Source organism: Roseovarius spongiae (assembly GCF_003651245.1).
GTDB lineage: Bacteria > Pseudomonadota > Alphaproteobacteria > Rhodobacterales > Rhodobacteraceae > Roseovarius > Roseovarius spongiae.
Map to the genome: position 1 here is coordinate 197,834 of NZ_RAPE01000004.1, position 26,857 is coordinate 224,690.

Genomic DNA, 26,857 nt, shown 5'->3' on the forward strand with positions numbered 1-26,857 from the left:
CACGATGCCCGAGATCGCCTACCACCTGATTGAGCCGGAGCGGCGCACCACCGGCACGGTGTTCGCATCGCCCCATAGCGGGCGCGACTACCCTGCGGATTTCCTCGCGCGCACGATTCTCGACGCCAGCGCGATTCGCAGCTCGGAAGACGCCTTCGTCGAGCGGCTGTTCGACGCGGCGCCCCGCATGGGCGCGCCGCTGCTGCACGCCACAGCGCCGCGCGCCTTCGTAGACCTCAACCGATCGGCGGACGAGCTCGACCCGGCGCTGATCGAGGGCGTGCGCGCAAACGGGCATAATCCGCGCTTGTCCTCGGGGCTCGGGGTGATCCCGCGAGTGGTCTCGAACGGGCGCGCGATCTATGCGGGCAAGCTGTCCCGCCAGGAGGCGGATCGGCGGATCGTGACCTGCTGGCAGCCCTACCACGCCGCCCTGGCCGCGGAACTGGAGGCGGCGCATGCGCGCTTTGGGCAGGCGATCCTGATCGACTGCCACTCGATGCCGCATGAGGCGATGGACCAATTCACCCAGAAGGGCGCGCGCCGCCCCGACGTGGTGCTGGGCGACCGGTTCGGCGCCTCGGCGAGCGGCGCCATCGTCGATCGGATCGAGGCGGCGTTCCGCGCCGCGGGCCTGATGGTGACGCGCAACACGCCCTTCGCGGGCGCCTACGTGACCCAGCGATACGGCCGCCCGTCGCGCGGGCGGCACGTGGTGCAGGTCGAGATCGACCGCGCGCTCTACATGGACGAGCGCCGGATCGAGCCGAACGCGGATTTCGAGGCGTTCCGCGCCCTTCTGACCGGGGTGATCGCACAGATCGCCGAAATCGGCCGTCCCCGCGAACAGCGGCTGGCGGCGGAGTAACGCGCCGGCTCCTTCGCCCTTGCGGGCGGCCTCGCCCGTCAACGCAGCGCGCGGCCCTTGCGGATGGCGTCGTGTCCGAACCTTTGGCGAATCGCGTCGGTCGCGCGCTCGGCGTCGCTGCGCGCGCGCGCCTGCGGGTCGAGCAGATCGCCCGAGAGATCCGCGCCCGCCTCGTCCAGCAGGTCCGAGAGGCCGATGCCGATCAGCCGAAACGGCGCCTGTGCCAGCGCGGGGCCGAGCAGCCCGCGCGCGGTGCGATAGATGACGTCGGCCATCTGCGTCGCGTCCCGCAACGCGGTGCGGCGCGTCAGGGTGCCGTGATCGGCGCGCTTCAGCTTCAGCGTCACGACCCGCCCGGCGAGTCGCCGCGCCTTGGCCCGGTCCGACACGTTCTCCGCCAGCCGCCAGACATGCCCGTCGAGAATGTCCGGATCGCCGGTATCCTCGGCAAAGGTGGTCTCGTTCGAGATCGACTTGACCGGCGCGCGGGCATTGACGCGGCGACGATCCTGCCCGCGCGCCAGATGCCAGAGCCGCTCGCCCATCGCGCCGAACCGCGCGACGAGGTCGGTCCGCTCCCAGCGCAGCAGGTCCGAAAAGCTGCGGATGCCTGCGGCCTCGAGCGCGGCCTGCCCGGCCTGCCCGACGCCCCAGATCATGCGCACCGGCTTGTCCCGCAGGAAATCGGCGGTCTCGGCCTCGCCGATCACCGAGAATCCGCGCGGCTTGTCGAGGTCCGAGGCGATCTTGGCCAGGAACTTGTTGTGGCTGAGCCCGATCGAGCCGGTCAGCCCCAGCTCCCGCGACATCCGCCGCACCAGCCGCGCGAGCATGACGGCGGGCGGCGCGCCGTGCAGCCGCTGGGTGCCGCGCAGGTCGAGAAACGCCTCGTCGAGCGAGAGCGGCTCGATATCCGGGGTCAGCTCTTCCATCATCGCGCGGATCTGGCGGGACACGCCGGCATAGACCTCCATCCGGGGCTTCAGCACCACCGCGTCGGGACAGAGCCTGAGCGCCTGAAACATCGGCATCGCCGAGCGCACGCCGCGGATCCGCGCCACGTAACACGCAGTCGAAACGACGCCGCGCCGCCCGCCGCCGATGATCAGCGGCTTGCCCGCGAGCGATGGGTCGTCGCGCTTTTCCACGCTGGCGTAGAAGGCGTCGCAATCCATGTGCGCGATGCCGAGATCGTAAAGCTCGGGATGCGACAGCACGCGGGGGCTGCCGCAGGCCGCGCAGCGGCGCGTCGCGGGCGCGAGTTCGGTCAGGCAGTCTCGGCAGAATGCGGGCATGGCTCGTTTCGGATCAGTGCGCCGGGGTCAGTATATACCAGCGGACCGGCGGCCCCAACTCCGGCGTGGCGACATAGTTGTTTCACCAAGAAATGCCGTGGCCCCGCCGCTTCTTCTTGCCGGAAATATCCTCGCTGAAGGCATGAGGACTCTCTGAAGCCGCCCCTGGCTCAGCCAAGTTCGGCCAGCACGGACGCGGCGGCGGTCGCGGGGTCGTCCGCGGCCCAGATCGGGCGGCCGACGACGATGTGGTCGGCCCCGTCCGCGACCGCCTGCGCAGGCGTCGCGACGCGCTTCTGATCACCGAGCGCGCTCCCCGCGGGGCGCACGCCCGGCGTCACGATGAGCTTGCCGGCGCTTTCGGGCAGGGCGCGGATCGCCGCCGCCTCCTGCGGGGAGGCGATGACGCCGTCGGCGCCGGCTTCCATCGCGCGCGCGGCGCGCTCGACCGCGATGTCGGCGACGTCGCCCGCCTGCATCATCCCGGCGTCGAGATCGGCCCGGTCGAGCGAGGTGAGGACGGTCACCGCGAGGATCCGGAGCGGTTTTCCCGCCGCGCCCGCCTTGGCCGCCCGCACCACGTGCGGATCGCCGTGAACGGTGAGCAGGTCGATGTCGAATTGGGCCAGCCCGCGCACGGCGTTTTCCACCGTCGCGCCTATGTCAAAGAGCTTCATGTCGAGGAAGATGCGCTTGCCATGTTCTTCGGCCAGTTCCTGCGCGAGCGCGAGGCCCCCGCCGGTGAGCATGCCGAGGCCGATCTTGTAGAAACCGACCTGCGGGCCGATTCGTTGGGTAAGCGCAAGCGCGTCGAGCGCGTTGGGCAGGTCGAGCGCGACGATCAGCCGGTCATCGGAGGCGGTCATGTGAAATTTCCCTGTTGAAAGGCGCGCCCCTACATCGCGGCAGGACACGGCAGGGTCAAGACCTGGGGACGCGCGCATTGTGGCGGCTGCTGATCCAAAGAATCGTCCCGGTCATCCCCGCGGGAAGCCCCGGAAGACCTTGCGAGCGGTCGTCAGGCCGCGTGACGCCCCATCAGCCGATCGATTATGGAGCCGCGCGCCGTGCGCCGGGGGGCGGTCCCGGCTGGGTCGGCGCGGCGGGTGAGCCGCAGACCCGGATCATGCGCCCGGTGCAGCGCGCGCGCCTTTTGCGCCAGGCCTCGGGCGATAATGCCGAACTCCGCGTATAGCGACGCGGTCACGTGCACCGGGTAGGCGTAGGATTGTCCGCCATCGCTGATCTTGACCAGCGTTTCGAATGCGCTGGTCTCGGGATTGTAGCGGACATTATCGAACTGGATTTTCTCGATATACAAGGCACTGCTCCTTCTATGGCGGGTCTTCTCCAAACCCCTGAGGCCCTTGTGGATAAAGCGGACCTTCCTGTGGATAACTTAGGAATCGGCGGCAAGGTTCCATGCGTTGGCGCTTAAAAATCGCGTGATCGGGGGATTTTGGGCGGGTCTTCTTGAACGGTTCGGGCGCGCTCCCCATTTTCGATCCAAGGGTTCCGACCGCGCATGCCTAATGCTGGGTGCGCAAGTGGAATGACGCTTAACAGAAGGAGAAAGGCGATGGACTTGAACAAGTTCACCGAACGGTCGCGCGGTTTCATCCAGGCGGCCCAGACGATCGCGATGCGGGAGAGCCACCAGAAACTGGCCCCCGAACATTTGCTCAAGGCATTGATGGACGACAGCGAGGGGTTGGCGAGCAACCTCATCAAGCGCGCGGGCGGCGATGCGGGCCGCGTGGTGCAGGCGCTTGACGCGGCGCTGGCGAAAATCCCGCAGGTCAGCGGCGATGCGGGGCAGACCTACATGGATCAGCAGACCGGCAAGGTTCTGGCCGAGGCCGAGAAGCTGGCCGGCAAGGCGAAGGACAGTTTCGTTCCCGTGGAGCGGATGCTGACCGCGCTGGCGGTCGTGCGTTCGCCCGCCAAGGAGGCGCTGGAGGCCGGCGACGTCACCGCGCAGAAGCTGAACGAGGCGATCAACGACATCCGCAAGGGGCGCACCGCCGACACGGCCAGCGCCGAGGATGCCTACGAGGCGCTCGAAAAATACACGCATGACCTGACCGCCGCCGCCGAGGAAGGCAAGATCGACCCGATCATCGGCCGCGACGACGAGATCCGCCGCGCCATGCAGGTGCTGAGCCGGCGGACCAAGAACAACCCGGTGCTGATCGGCGAACCCGGCGTCGGCAAGACCGCCATCGCCGAGGGTCTCGCGCTGCGCATCGTCAATGGCGACGTGCCCGAAAGCCTCGCCAACAAGCGGCTGCTGGCGCTCGACATGGGCGCGCTCATCGCCGGGGCGAAATACCGCGGTGAATTCGAAGAGCGGCTGAAGGGCGTGCTGAACGAGGTGACCGCGGCCGCGGGCGAGATCATCCTCTTCATCGACGAGATGCACACGCTCGTCGGCGCGGGCAAGGCGGACGGCGCGATGGACGCCGCCAACCTCATCAAGCCGGCGCTGGCGCGCGGCGAGCTGCACTGCGTGGGCGCGACCACGCTTGATGAATACCGCAAGCACGTGGAGAAGGACGCGGCCCTCGCCCGGCGGTTCCAGCCGCTGGTGATCGAGGAGCCGACCGTCGAGGACACGATCAGCATCCTGCGCGGCATCAAGGAGAAATACGAGCTTCACCACGGGGTTCGCATTTCCGACAGCGCGCTGGTGACGGCGGCGACGCTGAGCCACCGCTACATCACCGACCGCTTCCTGCCGGACAAGGCCATCGACCTGATGGACGAGGCCGCAAGCCGTCTGCGCATGGAAGTGGACAGTAAGCCCGAGGAGCTCGACGCGCTCGACCGGCAGATCCTGCAAATGCAGATCGAGGCCGAGGCGCTCAAGAAAGAGGACGACGCGGCATCCAAGGATCGGCTCGACAAGCTCGAGAAGGAACTGGCCGAATTGCAGGAACGCTCAAGCGAGATGACCGCGCAATGGCAGGCCGAGCGGGACAAGCTGGCCTCTGCGCGCGACCTCAAGGAGCAGCTCGACCGCGCGCGGATCGAGCTTGACCACGCCAAGCGCGCGGGCGACCTGGCGCGGGCTGGTGAGCTTAGCTATGGCGTGATCCCGGGGCTGGAAAAGCAGCTCTCCGAGGCCGAGAAGGCTGAAGAGGACGGCGTCATGGTCGAGGAAGCCGTGCGTCCTGAACAGATTGCGCAGGTGGTCGAACGCTGGACCGGCATCCCGGTGGCCAAGATGCTCGAGGGCGAGCGCGAGAAGCTGCTGGGCATGGAGGCCGGGCTGCATCGTCGCGTGATCGGCCAGGACACCGCCGTCAAGGCGGTGGCGAGCGCCGTGCGCCGCGCGCGTGCCGGCCTGCATGACGAGGGGCGGCCGCTCGGCTCGTTCCTGTTCCTCGGGCCTACGGGCGTCGGCAAGACCGAGCTGACCAAGGCCGTGGCCGAGTTCCTCTTTGACGACGACCAGGCGATGGTGCGCATCGACATGTCCGAGTTCATGGAGAAACACGCGGTCGCCCGCCTGATCGGCGCCCCGCCGGGCTACGTGGGCTATGACGAGGGCGGCGTGCTGACCGAAGCGGTGCGGCGCAGACCCTACCAGGTGATCCTGTTCGACGAGGTCGAGAAGGCGCATCCGGACGTGTTCAACGTGCTGTTGCAGGTGCTCGATGACGGGGTGCTGACCGATGGACAGGGCCGCACGGTCGATTTCAAGCAGACGCTGATCGTGCTGACCAGCAACCTCGGCGCGCAGGCGCTCAGCCAGTTGCCCGAAGGTGGGGACATGGCGCAGGCGCGGCGCGACGTGATGGACGCGGTGCGCGCCCATTTCCGGCCGGAGTTCCTGAACCGGCTGGACGAGACGGTGATCTTCGACCGGCTGGGCCGCGAGGACATGACCGGGATCGTGGACATCCAGCTCGCGCGGCTGGCCAAGCGGCTCGCGGGGCGCAAGATCACGCTCGAGTTCGACGAAGGCGCCAAGAAATGGCTGGCCGACGAAGGCTACGACCCGGTGTTCGGGGCGCGCCCGCTCAAACGCGTGATCCAGCGCGCGGTGCAGGATCCGCTGGCCGAGATGCTGCTGGCGGGCGACGTGCTTGACGGTGCGACCGTGCCGATCACCGCTGGGGCCGAGGGCCTTATCATCGGCGACCGGATCGGCAGCACGGACCGGCCCAAGCCGGATGACGCCGTGGTGCATTGAGTATGGAACGGGGGCGCGTCGGCGCCCCCTTTTTCGTTTCGCGCACGCCCGGCGGGCTACACCCTTCAATCCGGGCGGGAGGTAACGGTTCCTACAGTGGTTTTCTGTCCCCCAAATGTCCCGCAACTGGAAACAATAACCACAATTTCATTGATATGTTGCGAGGATTCAAAGCTGCGTTCTATAATGCCCGAAAAATAACGCGGTGCGCCGATAGCGCCGCGACACAGGCAGAGCGCGAGCACCGTTATGAGCGAACAGGCCGACGACACGACCCCGGAGTCCCCCCGCTGGCTCGACGACCTGCGGCCCGGCGCGGAGGGCGAGGGGTTCTTCGAGAAGAATCTGCGCCATTCTCTGATGTTCGTGCGCCGGCCCTCTGACCGGCTGCTCGTCACCTTCGACAACCTCAGCAATGTCGGCGACGATTCCGTCACGCGCGAGCCGTGGGCCTACAAGTTCGCGCAGGACAATGGGCTGTCGCACCTGGGCGTCATGGCGCATGTGAGCGACTGGTATCGCGACGCCGATCTTATCCAGCGGTTCGAGGCGCTGGCGGCGCAGGGGTTCTTTGACGGCTACAAGCGGGTGGTGTTCGCGGGCGTGTCGATGGGCGGCTACGCGGCGCTGGCCTTCTCGAGCTTCGCGCCGGGCGCGCATGTGGCGGCGATCAATCCGCAATCGACGCTCGACCCCGACCTTGTGCCATGGGAGACACGATACGAGAACGGCCGGCGGCAGGACTGGACGCTGCCGCTTTCCGACGGGGCCGCGCAGACCGCCAAGGCGGGGCGGGTCAATATCTTCTATGATCCCTATTTCGAACTGGACCAGAAACATGTCGACCGGTTCAGCAGCGACGACAATATCCGCATCTTCAAATGCTGGTTCTCGGTCCACAAGACGGCCGTGTTCCTGCGCAAGATGGGCGCGCTCAAGCCGGTGATGGAGCGGGTGATCTTCGACGAGCTGACCGAGGCGGAGTTCTACCGGCTCTACCGCGCGCGGCGCAACCTGCCGTGGTATCGCGGGTCGGTCTCGGGCTACTTCCGCGACAAGGGGCGCGAGGATCTCGCGACGCATTTCGACAAGACCTTCCGTCGTCGCCTGCGCAAGCGCAAGAGGCGGTTGGAGGAAGAGGCGCAAGCCATCGCGGGTGAGGATGGCGCTGACGCCGCGCCTGCCGACGCAGCGCCCGCCGCGCCGGTTGATGTCAGCAACCAGCCCAAGATCAAATCGGCCCGCATGCCCGAGGACGGCAGCGGCGCGAGGATCATCGCCCCGGCCAATGCCGGGCGCAACGCCCCCGCGGGCAAGGGGGGCGACCGGCGGCTGATCGTCACCACGATGAAGAACGAGGGGCCGTTCATGCTTGAATGGGTGGCCTATAACCGCTCCATCGGGTTTAGCGATTTCCTGATCTACACCAACGATTGCGACGACGGCACCGACCTGATCGCGAAGCGGCTCGAGGCGTTGGGCCTTGCCGAGCATCGCGAAAACCCGTTCAAGCCCGGCGGCAGCCCGCAGCGTTCCGCGTTGAAGGACGCCGGCAAGCAGGCGATCGTGCAGAACGCCGACTGGCTGATCTGCGCGGATTGCGACGAGTTCCTCAACATCCGCGTGGGCAAGGGGCGGCTTGACGATCTGTTCGCGGCGGTCGGGGATGCGGACGCGATCTCGGTCTGCTGGAAGCTCTTCGGCAATAGCGGGCGGATCGACTATGAGGATCGCCCCGTGATCGAGCAGTTCGACCGCGCCTGCGGCGAGGACGAATTTCCCAATTACCGCGCGCTGGGCATGAAGACGCTGGTGCGCAACAACGACAAGCTGATCAAGCTGCGCATCCACCGTCCCGCCTTCCACCTCGATCGCGGCGATATCGCCTGGGTCGATGGCGGCGGGCAGCCGATGCCGGACCCGTATCTGGGGCAGGGGTGGAAGGCGTATGAAGGGTTCCGCCACGATTTCGCGCGGCTGCACCACTACGCCGTGCGCTCGGTCGACAGTTTCCTGGTGAAACGCGACCGGGGGCGCACCAACCACGTGGGCGACGACCAGGGCGTCACCTACTGGTCGAACATGAACTACAATGCCGAGCAGGACATCTCGATCCACAGCCGCCTGCCGGGGCTGCGCCGCGAGATGGCGAATCTGCTGAAGGACGATGAGCTCGCCCGGCTGCATGGCGCCGCCGTCGATTGGCACCGCGGCAGGATCCAGGCGCTGAAGGAACGCGACGGCTGGGAGGCGTTCCGCACCCAGATCGCCGGGATCAACGCCGCGCCGGAATTGCAGGAAAGCTGAGTGCGATGGCCAAGGGCGGCGCGCCTTACGTTGTGGTGCATGGCGGCGTGCACAAGACCGCCACCAGCCATATCCAGTCCATCCTGCAACGCAACGCCGGGCGGCTGCGGAAAAGCGGCGTCTACTATGTCCATCACCGTGACACGCGCAAGGAATATACCGTTCCGGCACAGTTGAACGGCTACGAGAAGCTGGGGCTGGAATACCGCACCAAGGTGCCGGACAAGGAGTTGGCGAAAAAGGCGACCAAGTTCTTCCGCAAGATCGGCGCGGGCGCGGGCGAGCGAATCGTTCTCTCGGACGAGAACATGCCGGGGCATAGCGGGCATTGCGTGCGCTCGGGGCATCTTTATAGCCGGGGCAGGACGCTGATCCCGATCTTCGCGCAGAACATCCCCTATCCCGTCACGGAGGTGCATATCGCGCTGCGGCACTACGCGGATTTCTTCGCCTCGACCTTCATCGAGTTCCTGCGCTCGGCCAAGGGCGAGAACGTTATCCCCGAGGCGCAGATGAAGCGCGCGGTGCTGTCGAACCTGCCGAGCTGGACCGGCTTTGTCGACCTCGTGCTCAGCTGCTTTCCCGAGGCGGAAATGACCGTCTGGCGGCACGAGGATTTCGGCGCCCTGTCGGAGCGGGTGATCGGCAACCTCATCGGTCCCGGGTTCGACATCAACACGCTTGCCGAGCCCAAGCGCAAGCGCGGTCGCCCCTCGGCCAGCCACCGCGCGGTGCAGGAGCTGCTGATCGCGATCGAGCGCGAAGGGGGCGACGCGGCGCTGGCGCGGCGGGTCGAGATCCAGGACGCCTATCCGCGCGGGCCGGACTATCCCGGATACGACCCCTGGAGCGCGGCCGAGCGCGCGCATCTGGGGCGGCTCTATGAAAAAGACCTGACCGAGATCGCAATGCGCAAGCGGGTTACGCTGCTCGCCCCGTGAGGGCGGGGACGAGCACGCTTTGCGCAAGCGGGTCGGGCTCCAGCGCGAGATCGGCGTATTCCGAGCGGTCGTAATGCCAGCTTTCGGAAATCATCCGGCAATGGAAGAATCCGCACCCTTCCTCGACCTGATCGGGCACGCCCTTCAGGCCATGGGTGCGCCAGCTCTTGCCCAGGTGCGGCCCGCGCGGCAGCAGGCACCACTTGGGATACATGGGCTCTTCCTCGCCCGAGTGCCGCATCGTGTGCGCGCCATGCATCATCGGCGCGCCCGGTTCCGGGTAACGCCAGCTGCCCGGCAGCGTCAGGAAGCCGGCGTCGGTATCCGCGGCGATGTCGAACACGGTTGCGCCCTTGGGCGTGTAGGCCATTTCGTCGATATCCATGTTCAGCACGCCCGCCGCGTCCTGAAGGAAGCGCAGGCGCGTGATCTCGAACACGCCGAATTGCAGGTAGCGCGCGCTGGTCAGTTCGCGGCCAAGCCCGATGGGACCATACTGGAACGGGGCCGGAACCACGTCGAATGTCGCAAGGCCGTCGATCTTGTCCAGCACCTCGGCCAGCGCGTCGGCGTGGTAGATGTCCGAGGCGTTGTCGAACAGGACGATCGCTTCGACCCCTTGGGTTTCGACATGAAACCGCGCCCAGTCGCGGACCCATTCCAGCGTGTTGTTGCGCGACAGGGTGAACATGGCGCGCCTATCGGCATAGCGATGCAGGTTGTCCGGCGCGATGGCGATGCTGAAGGACAGTTGCGGGTGGGAGATGCCGAGCGTGACCGGCGTCCTGACCGGCGCGGTGATCTCGAGGATCGAGGCGCGGCGCGACTGGCTGATTTCGCGCATTTTGGCCGGAACGCCGTCCAGCGTCAGCGCGGCGCGTTTCAGGAAGCGGCGGAAGGTCTGCTTCAGCGGCGGTCCGACTGCATAGACCGTGTCCGGAGCGCCTGAGCGGAAAACGTCGTAGAACAGCGTGGCGTCGTCGAAGGCGCGCTGTTCCCGGTCGCTCCATTCAGCGAAGCCATGCGGCGCGTCCCGGCGGAGGAAGCGCGACGGCATCACGCAAAAGGATAGCGGTGTGATCGGTTGACTGCTCATCTCTGCCCCCATCTGATCGCGGGTGTTTGTCGGATATTAACCCAAAACACATGATGCGGGAATCCTCATGATGGAGGTAACCGGCTGTTTCGACGCTCTGGACGGGGGCGCGCGAAAAAAATTGCGCGAAACAGGGCGAGCGTCTAACATGACAGGGCGAAAACAACCCGGCAAACGGGGACGCAAGAGGCGCCACAGGCAAACAGGGGCAGTCGCACATCATGAGTAAACTCCACCATATCGGCATGCTCTGGGTCGAAGGCCCGCTCAGCTATGTCGAGCAGCTCTGCGTGCAGTCATTCCTGGACGTGGGCCACGAGGTCACGCTTTATCATTACGGCCCGGTGTCGAACGTGCCCGAGGGCGTCGCCGTCGTGCATGGCGACGCGGTCCTCAAACGGGACGAATTCATCCAGCATGGCCGCACCGGGAGCCTCGCGCTGTTTTCCGACGTGTTCCGCTATCACCTGCTGACCCAAGGCGAGCGCATGATCTGGGCCGATACCGACGCCTATTGCATGAAGCCGTTCAAGACCGAGACCGGCCATTACTTTGGCTGGGAGAGCGAACACCATATAAACGGCGGCGTTCTCGGTCTGCCGCCGGACAGCGCCGCGTTGGCCGGTTTGCTGGAGATGTCGGGCGATGAATACGGCATTCCCTTCTGGTACGGCGACACCGCGAAAGAAAAGCTGCGCGCGCGCGCCGAGGCGGGCGATCCGGTGCATGTGAGCGACCTGCCCTGGGGCGTCTGGGGGCCGCAGGCGGTCACCGCCTGGCTTCAGCGCACGGGCGAGGACAAGCATGCCTTTGCGCGCGACGTGCTCTATCCCGTGCCGTTCGACTTGCGCCGCAAGATGGTGAAAGCCGGCGGGCGCAAGGCGGCCGAGAAATGCCTGACCGAGCGGACCACCTCGATCCATCTCTACGGGCGGCGCATCCGCGAGTTCCTCGCCAGCCGACCGGCGGGGCTGCCGGACGAGGGTGGGCTGATCGACGCGCTGCTGAAGAAGCACGGGATCGACCCGCACGCGGCGCCGGTGATCGCGGCGAAGACCACCGAAGACGTTACGGGATAAGGAAGCGGGCGCATGCTGGATGCAGGACCGGGCCGGAAGGGCAGGAAGATGGAGAACCTCACCGATCTTGCGGATCGTTACGGATCGGACAAGGGATCGGCCAAGCACCGCTACACCGAACTTTATCACATGCTGTTTCACCCATACCGGCAGCGCAAGATCACTTTCCTGGAGATGGGCCTGCTGATCGGCGGCCCCGAGCACGGCGTCGACAAGGACCGCAAGACGGGCGACCTGCCATCGATTCGCATGTGGCTCGAGTATTTTCCCAAGGCGCGTATCCACGGCTTGGACGTATCGGATTTCTCGTGGTTCGAGGACGAGCGGTTCACCTTCCACCGCTGCGACATGGACAGCCGGGATGAAATCGCCCGCGCCGCCGCCGACATCCCCGCCCCGGACATCGTCATCGACGACGCCAGCCACGCGAGCCACCACCAGCAGAACGCCTTTCTGGAAATCTTCCCGCGCCTGAAATCCGGCGGTCTCTACGTAATCGAGGATCTGCGCTGGCAGCCCGACACGTACGAGGTCGAGGGGATCACCAAGACGGCGGCGCTTCTGCGCTCTTATATAGATGAGCGCGCGTTCACTCATTCCGACCCCGAGGTCGCGGCGCGGTTCAATGCGCTGAGGCCTCAGATATCCGCCTGCATCGTGCATCCCGTGCGCTACCAGAAGAAGCGCAAGGACCAGGTGGCGGTGATTCACAAACGCTGAACTCAGCACCCGAGTCGGAGCGAAGACGGGAATCGGCGCGATGAGTCGCCGGATTCGCCGACTCGGGGGCGCGACTCGGGCCGCGAATCCCGCCGAGTCAGCCGCGCGGCAGGGGTGAGTCCCGGATTCCCGCCCCCCATGAGGCCAAGATGTGCTATGTAACCCCGGGTAAACGCGGTAAGAAAGTTGCCCGAAACCGACTTGAATCGTAATTTTTAGGACATAACCCCCTATTTTTGCTGAAAAAACAGGTTTTCGGCAAAAAACATCATCTTTCCCGAAAAAAGGGGTTGCGGGTCCGGGGTCCAAACCGTAAATACCACCTCACCGGCGGCGCAGAGATGCACACACCGGGACGCCAGAGGCCGGACAGACGATGATCTGACAAGGCAGACGGCGGAAAAAATTGAGGCAGATAAGGCGGGTCGCGCTAAGAGTTTGAGCGCAGCCGGTTGATTTTGTCTCGGGGCCCTCGGGTTCCACGCTCTTTGAAATTGATGATATCTGAAGAGATATGTGGGCGGTTTGGTTCATTCGATGAACAGACAACTGCACATATATCGCGCTACTAGGGGCAACCCGATGATGTAGTGTCAGCTTCACTGTTTGGACGGTTTCCGGTTTCTTATGAAACCAGAAGCACAACAGACAGTATGTTCCGACCTTTGCCGGTCGGAACGCATATGTGCAGAGGTTCGAACGTCAAGGATAAGCTGGCAACAGCTTTTCAACTTGAGAGTTTGATCCTGGCTCAGAACGAACGCTGGCGGCAGGCCTAACACATGCAAGTCGAGCGCGCCTTCGGGTGAGCGGCGGACGGGTTAGTAACACGTGGGAACGTGCCCTTCTCTAAGGAATAACCATTGGAAACGATGACTAATGCCTTATACGCCCTTCGGGGGAAAGATTTATCGGAGAAGGATCGGCCCGCGGTAGATTAGATAGTTGGTGGGGTAACGGCCTACCAAGTCTACGATCTATAGTTGATTTGAGAGGATGATCAGCAACACTGGGACTGAGACACGGCCCAGACTCCTACGGGAGGCAGCAGTGGGGAATCTTAGACAATGGGCGAAAGCCTGATCTAGCCATGCCGCGTGAGTGATGAAGGTCTTAGGATCGTAAAGCTCTTTCGCTGGGGAAGATAATGACTGTACCCAGTAAAGAAGTCCCGGCTAACTCCGTGCCAGCAGCCGCGGTAATACGGAGGGGACTAGCGTTGTTCGGAATTACTGGGCGTAAAGCGTGCGTAGGCGGATCAGCAAGTATGGGGTGAAATCCCGGGGCTCAACCCCGGAACTGCCTTGTAAACTGTTGGTCTAGAGTTCGAGAGAGGTGAGTGGAACTCCGAGTGTAGAGGTGAAATTCGTAGATATTCGGAAGAACACCAGTGGCGAAGGCGGCTCACTGGCTCGATACTGACGCTGAGGTACGAAAGTGTGGGGAGCAAACAGGATTAGATACCCTGGTAGTCCACACCGTAAACGATGAATGCCAGTCGTCGGCAAGCATGCTTGTCGGTGACACACCTAACGGATTAAGCATTCCGCCTGGGGAGTACGGTCGCAAGATTAAAACTCAAAGGAATTGACGGGGGCCCGCACAAGCGGTGGAGCATGTGGTTTAATTCGAAGCAACGCGCAGAACCTTACCAACCCTTGACATAGACATCGTACTTTCCAGAGATGGATCGGTCAGTTCGGCTGGATGTCATACAGGTGCTGCATGGCTGTCGTCAGCTCGTGTCGTGAGATGTTCGGTTAAGTCCGGCAACGAGCGCAACCCACATCCCTAGTTGCCAGCAGTTCGGCTGGGCACTCTATGGAAACTGCCCGTGATAAGCGGGAGGAAGGTGTGGATGACGTCAAGTCCTCATGGCCCTTACGGGTTGGGCTACACACGTGCTACAATGGTGGTGACAGTGGGTTAATCCCCAAAAGCCATCTCAGTTCGGATTGGGGTCTGCAACTCGACCCCATGAAGTCGGAATCGCTAGTAATCGCGTAACAGCATGACGCGGTGAATACGTTCCCGGGCCTTGTACACACCGCCCGTCACACCATGGGAGTTGGGTCCACCCGAAGGCCGTGCGCCAACCTTTTCGAAGGAGGCAGCGGACCACGGTGAGCTCAGCGACTGGGGTGAAGTCGTAACAAGGTAGCCCTAGGGGAACCTGGGGCTGGATCACCTCCTTTCTAAGGATGTTTCTAGTTATCTCGAGCTTGCTCTTGATCGTGAAACACTTAGCAGATCGGCAATCAAAGCCGGTCACATCAGTTGAATTCGCTTGCGAATATCAACTTGGGCCGAGCCGTCCTCATATCTCTTCAGTCAACTTCAGGCCTACCGGCCTGTCTGGGTCGGTAGCTCAGGTGGTTAGAGCGCACGCCTGATAAGCGTGAGGTCGGAGGTTCAAGTCCTCCTCGACCCACCACCGTCATACTTTCGTGCAGCGAAAGATGACGATCTCGGGTTTCGGCGTATCGCCTACGGCGAAGCCACCCTTAGGGGCCTTAGCTCAGCTGGGAGAGCGCCTGATTTGCATTCAGGAGGTCAGGAGTTCGATCCTCCTAGGCTCCACCATAACCCGATTAGATCGCTAAGCAGTCCAGACTGCTTAGCCGTCCAATCGGACAGGTTGAAAGCATCGCTTTCGACCACTTTAACATCGTAAAGAGAGATACAATAACGACACTGCTGGTGGCTGTAAGTACGCAGCCATCTCGGTTTGGTTCCGCCTCCGGGCGGAAGGCGTCTTGCAGGGCTGCTTCCTCAACCCTCCTGGCGTATCCCTGCCGAAAGCGGCGGTGTTGTCCAAGTCAAGTACACTAACCCAGGTTCGGATCCGCAAGGATTTGAACCGAAAGTCTGGCCGCCACGACATGCGGCCAGGCGGGAAAGTATGACTTTTGGTTCAGAATAAGGGCTGTGGTTTCTTACCAGCTTCCACGGCCGCGGCAGACTACGGTCTGTCTTTTTCTGGATCAAATCAAGCGCGAAAAGGGCGTTTGGTGAATGCCTTGGCAGCAAGAGGCGATGAAGGACGTGATACTCTGCGATAAGCCGCGGTGAGGTGAGAATAACCTTTGACCCGTGGATTTCCGAATGGGGCAACCCACCTGATACCGTGTTATTATTGCTCTTCGGAGCAGCTAATAATGCGGTGAAGCAGGTACTTATAACCTGAATACATAGGGTTATAAGAGCAAACCCGGAGAACTGAAACATCTAAGTACCCGGAGGAAAGGACATCAATTGATACTCCCCTAGTAGCGGCGAGCGAACGGGGACCAGCCGAGCCATGAATGTGACTAGAACGTGTTGGGAAGCACGGCCATAGAGGGTGACAGCCCCGTATAGGAAACATGATTGGACGTATTAAGTAGGGCGGAACACGTGAAATTCTGTCTGAAGATCGGAGGACCACCTTCGAAGGCTAAGTACTCCTTGCTGACCGATAGTGAACCAGTACCGTGAGGGAAAGGTGAAAAGCACCCCGACGAGGGGAGTGAAACAGTACCTGAAACCGAACGCCTACAATCAGTCGGAGCTTGACTGGACTCTAATGACAATCTGTTCCATTAGGTTGGGTAACCAACAGAATGGGCAGGAAAGCATGTCGGATTTTGCCGTTGTTACCGATGGAACCTTCGCTGTTATCGGCCTCGTCCTGGGGTTGATCAACATGGGCTTCAATCACTGCCCGAACGAAGGTTGCCTCGCGAAGAACGAGCGCCAAGGTTATGTCTCGGCTTCGGTCGGTGACGTGGTCTTTCAGGAAAACTCCATCGGTGAAGAGATTTACCTTCGGAAGCAGACCGGGATGGCGCGCGGCCCCTTCCAGTTCACCTACGGTGCTTCGGTTACCGAAGACGGTGGGTTCTGGATCGGTCTCGGCAACACGACGACATACACGACCCCGAACGAACGGTGGTACGCACAATTTCACGCGATGCCCGGGCTGTACAGCAAGGGCGGCGACGTGGGGCTGGGTGGACCGATCCAGTTCCGTTCCGGGATCGAGGTCGGATACGCCAACAAGCAAGGCGTCCGCATGGGGCTGAGCATCGACCACAGGTCGAACGCCGGCATCTACAGCAACAACCCTGGACTCGAGACGGTTCAGTTCAGGGTGTCGATCCCCACCAAATGATCTTCGGCCGCGAGGCCGTGACGATTGTCATTAGTGTCCAGTCTTGTGACGGCGTACCTTTTGTATAATGGGTCATCGACTTGGTCTATCTAGCAAGCTTAAGCCGGTAGGTGTAGGCGCAGCGAAAGCGAGTCTTAATAGGGCGAATGAGTTAGATGGATCAGACCCGAAACCGAGTGATCTAGGCATGACCAGGCTGAAGGTAAGGTAACACTTACTGGAGGGCCGAACCCACACCTGTTGAAAAAGGTCGGGATGAGTTGTGCCTAGGGGTGAAAGGCCAATCAAACTCGGAGATAGCTGGTTCTCTGCGAAATCTATTTAGGTAGAGCGTCATCCGAATACCCTCGGGGGTAGAGCACTGGATGGGTAATGGGGCCCCACAGGCTTACTGATCCTAACCAAACTCCGAATACCGAGAAGTACTAGATGGCAGACAGACTGCGGATGCTAACGTCCGTAGTCGAGAGGGAAACAACCCTGACCTACAGCTAAGGCCCCCAATTCATGGCTAAGTGGGAAAGCAGGTGGGACGACCAAAACAACCAGGAGGTTGGCTTAGAAGCAGCCATCCTTTAAAGATAGCGTAACAGCTCACTGGTCTAAACAAGTTGTCCTGCGGCGAAGATGTAACGGGGCTCAAGCCATGAGCCGAAGCTTAGGATGCCGTAAGGCATGGTAGCAGAGCGTAGTGTGACATAGTTCCTAGTCTCTTTAGCGGTTTCGGCCGTTACGGAGACAAGGAGCTTTCGATGAAGCCGGCGCGTGAGCGATCCGGTGGAGAGATCACTAGTGAGAATGATGACATGAGTAGCGACAAACAGTGTGAGAGACACTGTCGCCGAAAGTCCAAGGGTTCCTGCTTAAAGCTAATCTGAGCAGGGTAAGCCGACCCCTAAGGCGAGGCCGAAAGGCGTAGTCGATGGGAACCAGGTTAATATTCCTGGGCCAGATGGAAGTGACGGATCGTGAAGGTTGTTCACCCTTATCGGATTGGGTGGGCCGCTGATCGGTCCCTGGAAATAGCTCCATCGCTAGATCGTACCCTAAACCAACACAGGTGGACCGGTAGAGAATACCAAGGCGCTTGAGAGAACGATGTTGAAGGAACTCGGCAAAATACCTCCGTAAGTTCGCGAGAAGGAGGCCCAGTTTCTACGCAAGTATTGGCTGGGGGCACAAACCAGGGGGTGGCGACTGTTTACTAAAAACACAGGGCTCTGCGAAGTCGCAAGACGACGTATAGGGTCTGACGCCTGCCCGGTGCCTGAAGGTTAAAAGGAGAGGTGAGAGCCTTGAATTGAAGCCCAGGTAAACGGCGGCCGTAACTATAACGGTCCTAAGGTAGCGAAATTCCTTGTCGGGTAAGTTCCGACCTGCACGAATGGCGTAACGACTTCCCCGCTGTCTCCAACATCGACTCAGCGAAATTGAATTACCTGTCAAGATGCAGGTTTCCCGCGGTTAGACGGAAAGACCCCGTGCACCTTTACTACAGCTTCGCACTGGCATCAGAATTGGGATTTGCAGGATAGGTGGTAGACTTTGAAGCCGGAACGCCAGTTTCGGTGGAGTCGCCCTTGAGATACCACTGTTCGCACTTTTGATGTCTAACCGCGGTCCGTTATCCGGATCCGGGACCCTGCGTGGCGGGTAGTTTGACTGGGGCGGTCGCCTCCTAAAGCGTAACGGAGGCGCGCGAAGGTTGGCTCAGAGCGGTCGGAAATCGCTCGTTGAGTGCAATGGCATAAGCCAGCCTGACTGCGAGACTGACAAGTCGAGCAGAGTCGAAAGACGGCCATAGTGATCCGGTGGTCCCGAGTGGAAGGGCCATCGCTCAACGGATAAAAGGTACGCCGGGGATAACAGGCTGATACTGCCCAAGAGTCCATATCGACGGCAGTGTTTGGCACCTCGATGTCGGCTCATCTCATCCTGGGGCTGGAGCAGGTCCCAAGGGTACGGCTGTTCGCCGTTTAAAGAGGTACGTGAGCTGGGTTTAGAACGTCGTGAGACAGTTCGGTCCCTATCTTCCGTGGGTGTAGGATACTTGAGAGGAGTTGCCCCTAGTACGAGAGGACCGGGGTGAACGTTCCACTGGTGGACCAGTTGTCGTGCCAACGGCAGTGCTGGGTAGCTATGAACGGACAGGATAACCGCTGAAGGCATCTAAGCGGGAAGCCCCCCTCGAAACAAGGTATCCCTGAGGGCCGTGGTAGACCACCACGTCGATAGGCCGGAGATGTAAGCGCAGCAATGCGTTCAGTTGACCGGTACTAATTGCCCGATAGGCTTGATTTGATCCAGTAGAAGCCGGACCCCGGCCGCTACGATCAATCGTCATGCGCACGAAACGGTGTGCCTGACTTGGACGTTCGTTGGTTTTTCTCGGTTTGGTGGTCATAGCACAAGCGAAACACCCGGTCCCATCCCGAACCCGGCCGTTAAGCGCTGTCGCGCCAATGGTACTGCGTCTCAAGACGTGGGAGAGTAGGTCGCTGCCAAACCTAGTAAGACCAACGAATGACTGTATCTCTCTTCGATGTCGCCCCGGCATGAACTCAACTTCGGGGCCCACAATTGGCGCGGGATGGAGCAGCCCGGTAGCTCGTCAGGCTCATAACCTGAAGGTCGTAGGTTCAAATCCTACTCCCGCAACCACCGAAATCTGACTCAAGATCGACAAGGCCTCCTTTTGGAGGCCTTTCGTCGTTTTGGGTCGGTCATTTAGCCAGATCCGGGAGGCCTCCCCCCGGATCTCGATGGCCATGCCATGCTGGGCATCTTTGTCCGGCGACAGCCGTACTTCGCCCAAGAGCGCCTTGAGCAAGGTGTTAGCTTCCACCATATGGTCGCACCCGGTCAAAAGGTCCTCGATACGCTCGACTTGGTGGCGGTAGACTTTTTCCAGCTCTGCGGCGGTTGGCAGTTTTGTGCTTTCGGTCGAGGCTGCGCTCTTTGAGATTTCTGCCCGTAACTCGTCGCGCTCTGCTTCACGCGACGCCAGTCGAGCCAGAAGGGACTCACCCGCCTCCTCGCTCTCGAGGCGATCCAGCAGCCTTTCAATGGCAGCCTCTATACGTTTCAGGCGCCCCTCCAGCGCAATGCGGCGCGCATCGTCCTCTTTGGGATCACGCGCAAGCAGCATTTTCACCTCCGCAGCAAATTGCCCAGCGAAGGCTGGGGTAATCAGGCCGTGGCGCAACCGGGCAAGTACCCGATCTTCCACCCGCTCGCGAGTGATCGTGCGGCTGTTACCGCATTCTTGAGTGCCTTGGGTCTTTCGGATGTAGCAGCCATAGCGCTCTTTTGCGACCAGTGTGAAGCCCCCGCCACAGCACCCACATTTCAGCAAGCCGTTGAGAAGGTAGCGGGCTCGATGGCTGCCATTGAGCGGTGCTGTCTTTCCCGCATAGAGGGCGTGTGTGCGCTCCAGGCGATCTTGTACCTTGTTCCAGACATCGTCATCCAGAATCGCAAGGTCAGGCGCCTCACCGTAAACGATGTCATCTACGGCAGCGGGGCGTGAGATGCGATTTCCGGTCTCCGCGTCGCGCATGAAGCGATTTCGACCGTATACGATGATGCCGACATAGGCTTCGTTGCGCAGCATGCCGTCACGCTTCTTTGCGTTTCCTCTTATGGTGCTGTCATTCCATTTGCCGCCGGACGGGGAAGGAATACCATCTTCATTGAGCTGTGCCGCGATCTTACGTGGCGAGATCCCGTCGGCGTAATCGTCGAAGATGCGGCGGACAATGTCGGCTCTTTCCGGTACAATCTCGCGATTCAGCTCTTTTTTGCTGCCGACGACACGATAGCCGTAGGCGAGACCCGCAGCGACGCGACCGTCGCGGGTCTGTCCCTTCTGGCCCCTTCGCACCTTGTCGGCTGTTTCCCGCGACTGGTGCTCGGCGATGGCGCCAAGGAAAGGGACGAGCTTCCAATCGAACTTTCCGCCATTTGATGCATAGAGATCGACACCACGGCCTTCAAACCAATCCGCGATGACGCTGATGTCCGCCGCGCGCCGTCCTATTCTCTCAATCCCCTCAACGATGACTGCGGACACATCGCCCTCAGCGACACGCTCTTTCATTGAGGAAACGCCTGGGCGCGAGCGCAGGAGAGAGCGACCGCTCAAAGCGTGGTCTGAGAATTCGCCCACAATCTCAAAGCCAAGCTTATTTGCAGTTTCGCGGCCGAGTGCAAGCTGATGCTCACAAGACTGGTCGTTTTGCTTATCGCTCGAATACCGGGCATAGAGTACCACCTTTGCTCGACCGGAATTGGAGCCACGCTGGGAAGGTGCGGCCGCGGCGCGGCGGGCCTTGCGGTTTTCCGTGCTCATAGTGAGGACTCCTTGCGAGTTTCGGCGACATAAGCCTTAGCAATCACTGAGACGAAATTCGACAGGGCGATTTCTACCGATTTTTCGCCCCCCGGATTGTCATTTGCGGCGGTGAGGGTGGTCTTTCTGGGCTGATATTTCATGCTTGCTTCCTCTTTGCATTGCTCTGCCGCCGGTGGCGGGGCGGCGCGGTTTCGCGGACGCCTTTTTGACGCCTGACGAGGAAGTGGAACGGTTGCTGCGAGCGCAGCCGGATATTTGCACAGGGTTCGATATCTCGAAAATTTGCGCGACGAGGCAGCGGGTGAGCACGCCGGAATCTCATCAGGGTGCCCGAGAATTCCGCCGGGCAGCCTGCGTGTGCGCTTTCTCAGATACTTGGCCGGGCCTTTTCAATTTTTGCACGCCACTGTCCGAGTTCTGGTTCCATTGCAGCAGGGGAATGCAGCAGAATTGGAGCGCACGTCGGCTCCTGTTAATTGCTCCTGCCGAGGCGCAATGTACGCTTCGGCAGGGGCGCGAATGTTTTGATTCATCCACCGAAGCGCCGGTTGACGATGCGCTCGGCCGCAAGGCGATACTCCAACACCCGCAGCATCTCGCGAAGAACACGCAGATTGCCGAGACATTGGGCGATCTGATTGCCGCGCGGGGTCAGAACCCGCTCATGTACGATGGTGCCGATCGCGCCCTCTTCCGGATCGTTGCGGCCGTGAAACACCGGGACGACTTCCTGCGTTTCTTGCTCGAGTTCTCCATCGAGGATCGAGATAACGAGATCGAGTGCCTCGCACCCGTCATGTCGAAGCAGCCTGTCCTCCGAAAGGCTGTTCATGGCGCGTCGGATCGCGTGCGGATTGTCATTCGTCCCGGCAAATTCGGCGGATGTTGCCGTCTCGGCGACATGGCTGATTCTTTCGAGAGTGCGCGCGCAGAGTTCCTCGAGAGGCAACCCGTGTAAAATCTTCTTCATGACCAAACTCCTGGTATCGCCATCGCGGAATGCAGTGGCTTCAAGACGCCGGCCAAACGGCCGGCGGAGTGGTCATGCTGCGGACGAATGGAAGAGCTCGCGCTGAACGACATCGCAGCCCGGATGCTCTTCGGCAATCGCAAGGAGGAGGTCGAAGAGCCGATCTGCGAGGAGACAGGCCTTCTCGACGCGGGGATCCAGGATGTACAGCCCCGCGAAGCGCGCGGTTTCTTCGCGTTCGGGATCGCCGACAAAATCGAGCATCAACAACCTGTGGAGCCAGACCAGTTCATGCTTAACGAACTTCGTCAGCACGACACTCTTCGCAATATCCGCGATGAGCCGGAGGCAGCGGCGATGCGCCGCCGGTCCGCCGAACATCGCGGCGGCGTTCAGCATCGCCTCATCGTGCTCGTCGAAGAAATCCCGGGTGAGCTCGAGCGCGCGCTCACCGCCCGAAATACGCAATAGTGCCGGTTGAATGGACATCGGATGCCTCTTGTTCACGCCGCCGTTCGTGGCGGTCAAGTCCCCGGCAGAGCCTCCTTTCGAGTTCCGGGGGGGGGCGCTGGCGTTCCGGTAGCAGCGGAGGGTTGAATAGCCAGCGGATTTCTACTTCTTTTTCCAGGCGCTGCATTTCTGTCTGCCGCGCTCTCGCAAGACCGAGCGCGGCAGACAGGAATGCTCCCACGCCTTGTCTTTCTCTCATTCTCGCGAAGGTTGGCGGCTCCGACGGACAGGGTCAGCAACCGAGAACCACGCTTGAATGCGGCGCCAATCCATCCCGTGCGGATTTCATAGACTTCTTTTCACCGCCCGGGTTCTCTTCTTCCGCTTGCCAGCTGACCTTTCAGACTGCGCCGCAATCGTCATCCGCGCTTTTTCCCAGATCGCTTGCGCCGCCGCCCCTTCGCATTCGGCGCGATAGGCCTCACCAGCTTGTCGGGTGCCATGCCCAAGATGCGCGGCAATGACATCTGCCGCGTGGGCAGGATTATGACGCCGCATGTAATCTGCAGCGAGTGTTCTCAAATCATGCGATGGCACGCCAATCGCAGCCCTGGTCAACTCAGTCGGCAGGTTGCGATACGGCTCCCTGTCATCAAGCGTCAGCCAATTGCGGCCGACGAGTCCCTGGTAGCGGACATGGACCAGCCGATCAGGGCGGCCATCGAGAATCCACTCGTCCAGAATCTCGCAAATCTCGGGCCAGATCGCGCCAGTTTCCGTGCTGGCCCCCGTCTTCTCCTGCTCCCATTCGGCGCGCCAGGTTCCGTCGACATCCCGGACAATCTGGTTCCCGAACCGCCAGGAAACGAGATCGCCCTTGCGCGGTGGCTTGTTGACAATGACCGCGCAGACGACCGCCTGCTGCATGCAGCGGCGGCGCGCCGCACTGTGGGCCGGCAGGTCGTGAGCGCGTTCCCGGAGTTCCCTGATCTTGTCGGCTACATGCGCATACCCGCCGCGTTCCATCAGTTCGGAAATCCTTTCATACTTGTTCTTCTCGTCGAGCGCGGCCTGATCCCGCAGGTCGCGCGTGATGACCTGCATCGCGGAAAGGCTTTCCTCGGCAACTCCGCTCTTGGCGCCCAGAGCAATCAACCCCTCGATATAGTTCGCGGCCGTGACGGGCTTCACGCGCCGGTCCTTGTCGGGATGAAACAGGAAGGCCTCTGATAGCTCGCAGGCGGTGATAAACCCATGCTTGTGCGAAGCGAGGCCCTCTGCGACGAGGGCGGCGCACCGGTCGATACTCGCGAGATAGCGCTTCCGCGTGCTGGGCCTGATCGGCGACGCGACCAATTTGGGCTTCATCCGCCGCCATGCGGTCGGCCAATTTTCTCCGACGGCCGTCTCCGCCTTCGACACAACCCTCGCGGCCGGTTTGCGTCGCCGGGCATACCATTCGTCGCTGACGATCCTGGCCGGCGCGGTGGACACATGCGGCGCGTATGCTGCGAGAGTCCGAAGCAGACACCGAAATGTCGTTTCAGAGGCAGCGGCGGCGCGGTAAGCTTCAGCGGCCGGCATGAGAGAATTTCCCCTGCTGTCCCGAACGGCGGTCCAAAATCGCCCCATCACATGCGCCGCACCGGCCGCGAGGTTTGGTGCGTCCTCGATCATCGCGCGCCGGATGGCCGCCGGCGCGTCCTTCAGAATTGTCGCGAGATCAGCTCTCATTTCAGGTCCTCCTTTTCATGCGTGCAAAGATGTCGGGATGTTGCGCGAGCAGGGACTCGCGAACGGCGACCGCTGCGGCTTCGCCGCTGTCTTTGCCGTAATGGCGGCGCGCGACCTTTTCGGTATTGGCCAGCACCGAGGCCACGTTCGCAAAATCGCCGGGCCTGACAGCCAGCATGAGAGTCGCGAGCGCGTGACGGCACTGATGCGGTGTCAGGCCAAGCCCGAGCTGCCGGTCGCCCAGATCCCAGAGCTCCATGATTGCCGCGACGGACATGCAGCCCGACGGCAGGTTCAGCGCGGATTTGCGCAGCCGCGGAGCAGCGGTTCCCGGAAACAGGTAGGGTGACGTGTCGATGCCGCGGAGCTTCATCAGCTTCGGCCGATCGACCCGGTCCCACTGCCAGAGCACCTTGGCGTCGTCTCCGAGCACGTTGACGACCAGAGTTTCCCCATTCTTGACCTCGCCACCGGAAAACCGGATCTCGGCATGCTCCCCGTCGACGATCCAGGTCAGATTGCGCGGGCATTTCTTCACCGCCTTGCGGCGGGTCATGAACAGGTTAGCCGGGCGCAGCGCCCGGCTGACCTGCACGGCGTAGGCCGCGGCACAGGCAGAGAGCCGTAATGCGCGCTCGCGTGCGAAGTCGGCTGATGCGGGTCCCAGTCTCTCGGACGAGATCGCGCTGAGTCGCGCCGGGGCGTTGACAAAAGCCGCCGCGAGATGCGGGGATTTGCGCAACCGGTTGCAGATCGTCTCAGCATCGGCGGTCATCTCGATCGGCGACAGCACGTAGTCCGCGTTGAACATCCGCACGAGATTGATCTGAGCGAGGATCTCGGGATCGCGCAGGCCGTGTCGGGCAATCGTGGTGAGATTGGTGAAACGTGACCAGAGTGTCGAACTTTCGTCCGCATTCTTGAGAGTTACGGCCGACGCGCTTCGGGCGATCTGCGCATCACAGGCCGCCTCCAGCGCATCGGTCGTGAAGAGGTCTCGCAAGGTCCCGAGACCGGCAAATGCGGACTCAGGCGAGTAGCTTTCGCGGAGCAACCAGGTTGTGGCCTGCCGGTAGCCGGCAAGCGCGGAGTCGATGTTCTTGGGTGTGCGCTTCTTCTTGCCGACGCGCGCGGCGATCTCTGCATCGACTTCGACGGCGGGTCGGCCGAGAGCCAACTGCTCCTTGGCCCACTTTCTGAGGTCGGCGGGCTGGCGCAGGGTCTGGCGAAAAATCTCCTCGGCGTCGGCGCGGAAGGGTGCGGGCAGCGACTGCCACTCGATGCGTCGAGCCCGGTCTGTCGCAATCGGAACGACGAAATCCTGACGCGGCAGCAGATTTGCAAGCTCCGGCCACCGATTGTGGCCGCGCCGGAGCTCCGCAATCCGCTGCGCGAATTTCCGCAGCGATTTGCGCCCGTCAGGGGTCGCGTCGTGCCAGAGGCGGTCGAATTCTTCCTGATCGAGATCCGGCAGAGCAAGCTGGGCCCGCGCCCGCACCAGCAAAAACGGCCGGTGCGTGTTGGTGGTGAAGAGAGCCCCGCGATCAAGGAAGCCCTCGTGGTCGGCGATGAAAGCGATCGCCTGATTGTAGCCTGCGCGGGCGGCGCTGTCCGGGCTCACATGCCCGCGTGCCAAGAGAAACCGCTCCAAAGCGGAGCGGATGCGCGAATTGCCGCGGTTGCGAGCTGTCTCGAGGTCATTCGACCGCGACACCGCGCCATAGGGCGATGCCGCGACCACCCGCTCGAAATAACCGAGATCCGCCGGGATCAGATCCAACTCCTCGTCGGTCAGGTCGAGCCGCCCGGCGACCTTCTCGATCTCGTAGATCGTATACCGGCCCTCGCCGGATTCTTTTGCCCATTCCAGAAAGTCCGGAAATGTCAGCGCTGTGGCATCGGTCAGTGTTCTGTCATGTTTCATCTTTTCGATCTCCAGGTTCGGGGCCTGCGGGCCGCCTTCACGAAAGAAGGTGGCTCGGAAGGCCCGGGCCATGGACCTCAACCAGTCCTTTAAGGAGATCGCGCCCGGGGAGCCATTTCGCACGACCAGTCGCAATTTTCCCGCGTTTCGCAGGATCGTCCCTGAACATAACGCCGATTTATGTTTGGGGGCCGGTGTGCGACGGCACAAGCATTCCCGCCCGTGTCGCATTGGCGCAGGTCGCATCTGTGCGACGCGCAAGCAGCCATCACGCCCACCAACCCTGCGGCAGATCGACCCCCCGGAGCTTCAACCAGTCGGTCACGTCATGGGGGTTGCAGCGCACGGCTCCGAAGACATTGCGCGTCGGCAGCCCGTCCTCGATCCACCGCTCGACAGTGCGGACGCTGACCTGTAGCGCCTCCGCAATAGCCTTTTTCCCGATCAGGTCATCCTGATAGCGTGGGATCCGCGCGCGCTTGGGCATCGCCCCGTCTTCGCAGGCCCAGACATCCGGCCATGCCAGGCGGTAGACCCTGCCGATCCGGATCGCATTGATGTCGCCGTTCCGGATCTTGCGTCGGATCGTGTCTGGTCTCAGCCCGAAATGACTGGCAACATCTTCAACTGAAAGCATGTTTTTCCTCCTCAGGTTATTCCTGAGAGGGAATTAGTCCCCGCGCGCGTGGCCCTGAAATGCGGGAATCCACGACCAAAGGTGCCCTGTCTCAATTAGGAATAACAATTGGTGCCCGGCACCTTTGCTGG

General features: G+C 61.9%; 17 protein-coding genes, 3 tRNA genes, 3 rRNA genes and 1 pseudogene. 13 read left to right on the forward strand and 11 right to left on the reverse strand.

Features of this window, described 5'->3' with window-relative positions:
• Positions 1-4: 4 nt before the first annotated feature.
• A complete protein-coding gene (locus D6850_RS14530; RefSeq protein WP_121168252.1) occupies positions 5-868 on the forward strand; it encodes an N-formylglutamate amidohydrolase in 864 nt (287 codons plus the stop codon).
• A 38-nt stretch (positions 869-906) separates the two neighbouring features.
• On the opposite strand, the gene D6850_RS14535 is transcribed toward D6850_RS14530, so the two are convergent.
• From D6850_RS14535 to D6850_RS14545, 3 genes are all read right to left on the reverse strand, one after another.
• Positions 907-2,163 (reverse strand): DNA polymerase IV, encoded by a 1,257-nt coding sequence (locus D6850_RS14535; protein ID WP_121168254.1) that lies wholly within the window; start codon positions 2,161-2,163, stop codon positions 907-909.
• A gap of 170 nt (positions 2,164-2,333) precedes the next feature.
• Positions 2,334-3,029: an orotidine-5'-phosphate decarboxylase gene (gene pyrF, locus D6850_RS14540; RefSeq protein ID WP_121168256.1), complete on the reverse strand. Its 696-nt coding sequence runs from the start codon at positions 3,027-3,029 to the stop codon at positions 2,334-2,336.
• A gap of 152 nt (positions 3,030-3,181) precedes the next feature.
• Entirely contained in the window at positions 3,182-3,484 is a 303-nt protein-coding gene (locus D6850_RS14545) for a hypothetical protein (RefSeq protein ID WP_121168258.1), read from the reverse strand.
• Between the two features lie 258 nt (positions 3,485-3,742).
• On the opposite strand from D6850_RS14545, the gene clpB reads away from it, so the two are divergent.
• The 3 genes from clpB (at position 3,743) to D6850_RS14560 (ending at position 9,609) form a co-directional block, all read left to right on the forward strand.
• Positions 3,743-6,361: an ATP-dependent chaperone ClpB gene (gene clpB / locus D6850_RS14550; protein WP_121168260.1), complete on the forward strand. Its 2,619-nt coding sequence runs from the start codon at positions 3,743-3,745 to the stop codon at positions 6,359-6,361.
• Positions 6,362-6,610: 249 nt separating this feature from the next.
• Positions 6,611-8,668 (forward strand): glycosyltransferase family 2 protein, encoded by a 2,058-nt coding sequence (locus D6850_RS14555; RefSeq protein WP_121168262.1) that lies wholly within the window; start codon positions 6,611-6,613, stop codon positions 8,666-8,668.
• Positions 8,669-8,673: 5 nt separating this feature from the next.
• The gene (locus D6850_RS14560) at positions 8,674-9,609 is read left to right on the forward strand and encodes a hypothetical protein (RefSeq protein WP_121168264.1); all 936 of its coding nucleotides are present in this window, start codon (positions 8,674-8,676) and stop codon (positions 9,607-9,609) included.
• Here D6850_RS14560 and D6850_RS14565 read toward each other — a convergent pair.
• On the reverse strand, positions 9,590-10,705 hold the full coding sequence (locus D6850_RS14565; RefSeq protein ID WP_147438909.1) for a hypothetical protein: 1,116 nt from the start codon (positions 10,703-10,705) through the stop codon (positions 9,590-9,592). The two genes, D6850_RS14560 and D6850_RS14565, sit on opposite strands and share 20 nt — an antisense overlap.
• 221 nt (positions 10,706-10,926) lie before the next feature.
• Between D6850_RS14565 and D6850_RS14570 the strand changes: the two genes are divergently transcribed.
• The 9 genes from D6850_RS14570 to D6850_RS19735 all read left to right on the forward strand — a co-directional run bounded on the left by D6850_RS14570 (position 10,927) and on the right by D6850_RS19735 (position 19,619).
• Positions 10,927-11,784: a hypothetical protein gene (locus D6850_RS14570; RefSeq protein ID WP_245964199.1), complete on the forward strand. Its 858-nt coding sequence runs from the start codon at positions 10,927-10,929 to the stop codon at positions 11,782-11,784.
• A 12-nt stretch (positions 11,785-11,796) separates the two neighbouring features.
• On the forward strand, positions 11,797-12,504 hold the full coding sequence (locus D6850_RS14575) for a class I SAM-dependent methyltransferase (protein ID WP_245964200.1): 708 nt from the start codon (positions 11,797-11,799) through the stop codon (positions 12,502-12,504).
• A gap of 728 nt (positions 12,505-13,232) precedes the next feature.
• Positions 13,233-14,699, forward strand: a 16S ribosomal RNA gene (locus tag D6850_RS14580).
• A gap of 162 nt (positions 14,700-14,861) precedes the next feature.
• Positions 14,862-14,938, forward strand: a tRNA-Ile gene (locus tag D6850_RS14585).
• A 73-nt stretch (positions 14,939-15,011) separates the two neighbouring features.
• A tRNA-Ala gene (locus D6850_RS14590) sits at positions 15,012-15,087 on the forward strand.
• 404 nt (positions 15,088-15,491) lie between these two features.
• A 23S ribosomal RNA gene (locus tag D6850_RS14595) occupies positions 15,492-18,958 on the forward strand.
• Between the two features lie 91 nt (positions 18,959-19,049).
• Positions 19,050-19,164: ribosomal RNA gene (rrf, locus tag D6850_RS14600) — 5S ribosomal RNA — on the forward strand.
• Together the 16S, 23S and 5S rRNA genes with 3 tRNA genes alongside form the textbook arrangement of a ribosomal RNA operon.
• A gap of 77 nt (positions 19,165-19,241) precedes the next feature.
• A tRNA-Met gene (locus tag D6850_RS14605) sits at positions 19,242-19,318 on the forward strand.
• A gap of 112 nt (positions 19,319-19,430) precedes the next feature.
• Positions 19,431-19,619: a hypothetical protein gene (locus D6850_RS19735; RefSeq protein ID WP_245964201.1), complete on the forward strand. Its 189-nt coding sequence runs from the start codon at positions 19,431-19,433 to the stop codon at positions 19,617-19,619.
• Positions 19,620-19,868: 249 nt separating this feature from the next.
• On the opposite strand, the pseudogene D6850_RS19940 reads toward D6850_RS19735, so the two are convergent.
• The 7 genes and pseudogenes from D6850_RS19940 to D6850_RS14640 all read right to left on the reverse strand — a co-directional run.
• A pseudogene (locus tag D6850_RS19940) lies at positions 19,869-21,008 on the reverse strand (recombinase family protein); the annotation flags it as partial.
• Positions 21,005-21,151: a hypothetical protein gene (locus D6850_RS19540; protein WP_166434080.1), complete on the reverse strand. Its 147-nt coding sequence runs from the start codon at positions 21,149-21,151 to the stop codon at positions 21,005-21,007. The gene D6850_RS19540 and the pseudogene D6850_RS19940, both read right to left, overlap by 4 nt.
• A 389-nt stretch (positions 21,152-21,540) precedes the next feature.
• Entirely contained in the window at positions 21,541-21,981 is a 441-nt protein-coding gene (locus D6850_RS14620; protein ID WP_121168271.1) for a hypothetical protein, read from the reverse strand.
• A 72-nt stretch (positions 21,982-22,053) separates the two neighbouring features.
• Positions 22,054-22,509: a hypothetical protein gene (locus tag D6850_RS14625; protein WP_147438910.1), complete on the reverse strand. Its 456-nt coding sequence runs from the start codon at positions 22,507-22,509 to the stop codon at positions 22,054-22,056.
• Positions 22,510-22,776: 267 nt separating this feature from the next.
• Positions 22,777-24,165: a hypothetical protein gene (locus tag D6850_RS14630; RefSeq protein WP_121168275.1), complete on the reverse strand. Its 1,389-nt coding sequence runs from the start codon at positions 24,163-24,165 to the stop codon at positions 22,777-22,779.
• A gap of 1 nt (position 24,166) precedes the next feature.
• Positions 24,167-26,161 carry a site-specific integrase gene (locus D6850_RS14635; protein WP_245964202.1) on the reverse strand — a complete coding sequence of 665 codons (1,995 nt, stop codon included), beginning with the start codon at positions 26,159-26,161 and terminating at the stop codon, positions 24,167-24,169.
• 196 nt (positions 26,162-26,357) lie between these two features.
• A complete protein-coding gene (locus D6850_RS14640) occupies positions 26,358-26,726 on the reverse strand; it encodes a helix-turn-helix domain-containing protein (protein ID WP_121168277.1) in 369 nt (122 codons plus the stop codon).
• Positions 26,727-26,857: the final 131 nt, after the last annotated feature.

Bases quoted from the DNA above. Each gene is read 5' to 3' on its own strand.
- D6850_RS19735 (WP_245964201.1), top strand. From the start codon at position 19,431: ATGCTGGGCATCTTTGTCCGGCGACAGCCGTACTTCGCCCAAGAGCGC.
- D6850_RS14575 (WP_245964200.1), top strand. From the start codon at position 11,797: ATGCTGGATGCAGGACCGGGCCGGAAGGGCAGGAAGATGGAGAACCTC.
- D6850_RS14640 (WP_121168277.1), bottom strand. From the start codon at position 26,726: ATGCTTTCAGTTGAAGATGTTGCCAGTCATTTCGGGCTGAGACCAGAC.
- D6850_RS14535 (WP_121168254.1), bottom strand. From the start codon at position 2,163: ATGCCCGCATTCTGCCGAGACTGCCTGACCGAACTCGCGCCCGCGACG.
- D6850_RS14630 (WP_121168275.1), bottom strand. From the start codon at position 24,165: ATGAGAGCTGATCTCGCGACAATTCTGAAGGACGCGCCGGCGGCCATC.
- D6850_RS14635 (WP_245964202.1), bottom strand. From the start codon at position 26,161: ATGGCCCGGGCCTTCCGAGCCACCTTCTTTCGTGAAGGCGGCCCGCAG.
- pyrF (WP_121168256.1), bottom strand. From the start codon at position 3,029: ATGACCGCCTCCGATGACCGGCTGATCGTCGCGCTCGACCTGCCCAAC.
- D6850_RS19540 (WP_166434080.1), bottom strand. From the start codon at position 21,151: ATGAAATATCAGCCCAGAAAGACCACCCTCACCGCCGCAAATGACAAT.
- D6850_RS14620 (WP_121168271.1), bottom strand. From the start codon at position 21,981: ATGAAGAAGATTTTACACGGGTTGCCTCTCGAGGAACTCTGCGCGCGC.
- D6850_RS14530 (WP_121168252.1), top strand. From the start codon at position 5: ATGCCCGAGATCGCCTACCACCTGATTGAGCCGGAGCGGCGCACCACC.
- D6850_RS14555 (WP_121168262.1), top strand. From the start codon at position 6,611: ATGAGCGAACAGGCCGACGACACGACCCCGGAGTCCCCCCGCTGGCTC.
- clpB (WP_121168260.1), top strand. From the start codon at position 3,743: ATGGACTTGAACAAGTTCACCGAACGGTCGCGCGGTTTCATCCAGGCG.
- D6850_RS14570 (WP_245964199.1), top strand. From the start codon at position 10,927: ATGAGTAAACTCCACCATATCGGCATGCTCTGGGTCGAAGGCCCGCTC.
- D6850_RS14560 (WP_121168264.1), top strand. From the start codon at position 8,674: ATGGCCAAGGGCGGCGCGCCTTACGTTGTGGTGCATGGCGGCGTGCAC.
- D6850_RS14565 (WP_147438909.1), bottom strand. From the start codon at position 10,705: ATGAGCAGTCAACCGATCACACCGCTATCCTTTTGCGTGATGCCGTCG.